This window comes from Occallatibacter sp. (genome assembly GCF_049802275.1).
Taxonomy (GTDB): Bacteria; Acidobacteriota; Terriglobia; order Terriglobales; family Acidobacteriaceae; genus Telmatobacter.
Genome location: NZ_JBARMD010000685.1, coordinates 1 through 2,367 on the forward strand (window position 1 = coordinate 1; position 2,367 = coordinate 2,367).

Consider the following 2,367-nt stretch of genomic DNA (forward strand, 5'->3'; position numbering starts at 1 on the left):
GTCGCGAGAGTAATGCGCTCGGTGCCGTGGTGGCGTAGCGCGATTTTTTGAGCGTGGGCGGCTACGACGGCAGCGGCCTGTTCGTAGCTGGGAAGATCGGAACTCATTGAGGAAATTGTATTGTAGATGGCGTGACGTGATCGATCCGTGCGGTCGTGAGTTCCCAGGTCTCAAAAGCGAGACCCTCGGCTCCGGGCAGGCTATGGGACACCAACATCCGCGGCGAGGCAGGCGAAAGAGGTGCGGCGGTTCATCAAAAATGCAAAGGGCGCCCCCGAAGACCGGGAGCGCCCTTTGATGTGGAGAGTTGCGAACTACTTCTTGGTGGCCTTGTAGGTGGAGTTGATCTTCTGGCCGGCTGAGTCGAGGATGCCCTTGACGTCGGCCGAGTACGGGCCGGTCGGATCAAGCTGAAGATACTTCTGATAGGCTTCGCCGCAGCCTTCAGGCAGCACGATGCGCTGGGTTTTGGGATCGACGGTCGCCTTGGTGATGAGCGCCTGGCCCTTCAAATAGTAGGGCAGCGGGTCGTTGGGATTGGCAGCAATTGCCTTGTCAGCCGCAGCGGCTTGAGCCTCGGTGTTTCCAGACTGTGAATAGATGACTGCTTCATTCTTGTAGTAGAAGCTGGCCTTGGTGGGGTCAGCCTTGACTGCGGCATCGTAAGCGGCATCGGCTTCAGCCACCTTGCCACTGCGAGCGTAGATTTCGCCGAGGCCGGAGTTGGCCAGTCCCTGGATTTCGGGGCGAGGCTTTTTCGAAGCGGCCTCAAGGTCGATGGCCTTCTTGAAGGAGGTTTCAGCTTCGTCGTATTTCTTGAGCCCCAACTGCCCCTGGCCCAGATAGGCCCAGAGCACCGACTCCGTTGGACGAGCCTGGGTGTCCTTCTCCATGAGGGTCACGACGTCGGTATACTTGGCGGTCTTGATTTCGTTCTCTTTGGCCGCTAGATCAGTTTTGGACGCGGAGGCTCCCAACTGCTGGGCTGCCGTAGCACGTGCTGCGTCTGCCTCGTGGATATCAGCCATCGCAGTCTTGAGATCCGCGTTCAGCGTCTTGATGATTGCGTTGGCTTTGAGGGCCTCGGCGTTATGCGACTTCATTTCCGCGAGCTGTTTGCGAGTCTCTTCGGGGAGCGTGTCTACATATTCTTTGCGCGACATATCGTCATCTGCGACGGTATCTTGTCCGACCACGATCTTGATGTTCTCGAACTTGTCGGCCTGCTTGTCCTTTTCCATACCGGGGGTGCGGTAGATGAAGGTGTAGGTGCCCGGAGGTGCGGAGCCTGAGTAGTCACCGTTGGTGTCAACGGGGAACGTAACGACTTCCTTGGATCCGTTGTTGAGGCTTACGGTACCGCCGGATTGGGATGCGCCTGTGGGGTTGATCACGTGGCCGTGAATCTTGCCCGTCGGCTCAACATTGGCGGGCGCGGTGGCTTGCGCGGAGGTCTGGACGAAGGCGGGCAAAACAGCAAGCGCCAGCAATCCGATCCAGAGCGAAATCGTACGTTTCATGTCCTTCTCCTTGGGAGCTTGGGCGAGCCAAGAAGCCCGCATGCTCGATCGAAAAAAATTCCGAATCTCTCAGACATCAACAAATCTAAACCCACTCAGCAGGTTAGATGCGCTCCGAGCATTCGCCTGACAACATCCAGAAACTTCGGGCGGCGAGATATCGCCGGGCACATCGACAACCGGGAACCAACACTCTGTCGAACAGTCGTTGCCGCCTGCAGTTGCCAAGGCAAGCAGCGGGTACGGCAAGAAGCGCTCTTCTCGGCACGACCCAAGGTAAATCCAACGGATGCTTGAACACAAGGCCGGATGAAGGACTTGTCTCGCATGCCGACGGGGTCACATCGCTTCTGGCTGCCCGATTCATCATGGTAGTTTGCGCGGGTTCGCAGCACTTGTGGTCTGCATCACACCCTACAATACCGACATGGCAACCACGGTTAGACCCGCAGTGGCGGAAGACGTGCCGCAGATTCTTGAGTTTATTCGGGGGTTGGCCAAATACGAGCGCGAGCCGGACGCGGTAACGGCAACCGAGGCGGATTTGCTGCGCGACGGGTTTGGGCCTAACCCCTACTACTGGTGCCTGATGGCGGAACACGACGGCAAAGCGGCGGGGTTTGCGCTTTGTTTTTTCAGCTACTCGACGTGGCTGGGTCGAGCGGGCGTGTATCTAGAGGATCTGTTTGTGCTGCCGGAATTACGCGGGCTGGGAATTGGCAAAGCGCTGCTGCAAAGGGTCGCGGCGATTGCGGTGGAAAAGGATTGTCCCAGGCTGGGCTGGGAGGTTCTCGACTGGAATACACCGGCGATCGAGTTCTACAGCGCCATGGGGGCAGAGTTTCTG

2 protein-coding genes are annotated in these 2,367 nt (G+C 58.1%); one reads left to right on the top strand and one right to left on the bottom strand.

Going from position 1 to position 2,367, the window contains the following annotated elements:
• Nucleotides 1-314: 314 nt before the first annotated feature.
• Nucleotides 315-1,520 (bottom strand): carboxypeptidase regulatory-like domain-containing protein, encoded by a 1,206-nt coding sequence (locus WA354_RS23135; RefSeq protein ID WP_472815389.1) that lies wholly within the window; start codon nt 1,518-1,520, stop codon nt 315-317.
• Between the two features lie 397 nt (nt 1,521-1,917).
• Between WA354_RS23135 and WA354_RS23140 the strand changes: the two genes are divergently transcribed.
• The coding region (locus tag WA354_RS23140; RefSeq protein WP_472815390.1) for a GNAT family N-acetyltransferase at nt 1,918-2,367 on the top strand (450 nt) is incomplete at its 3' end.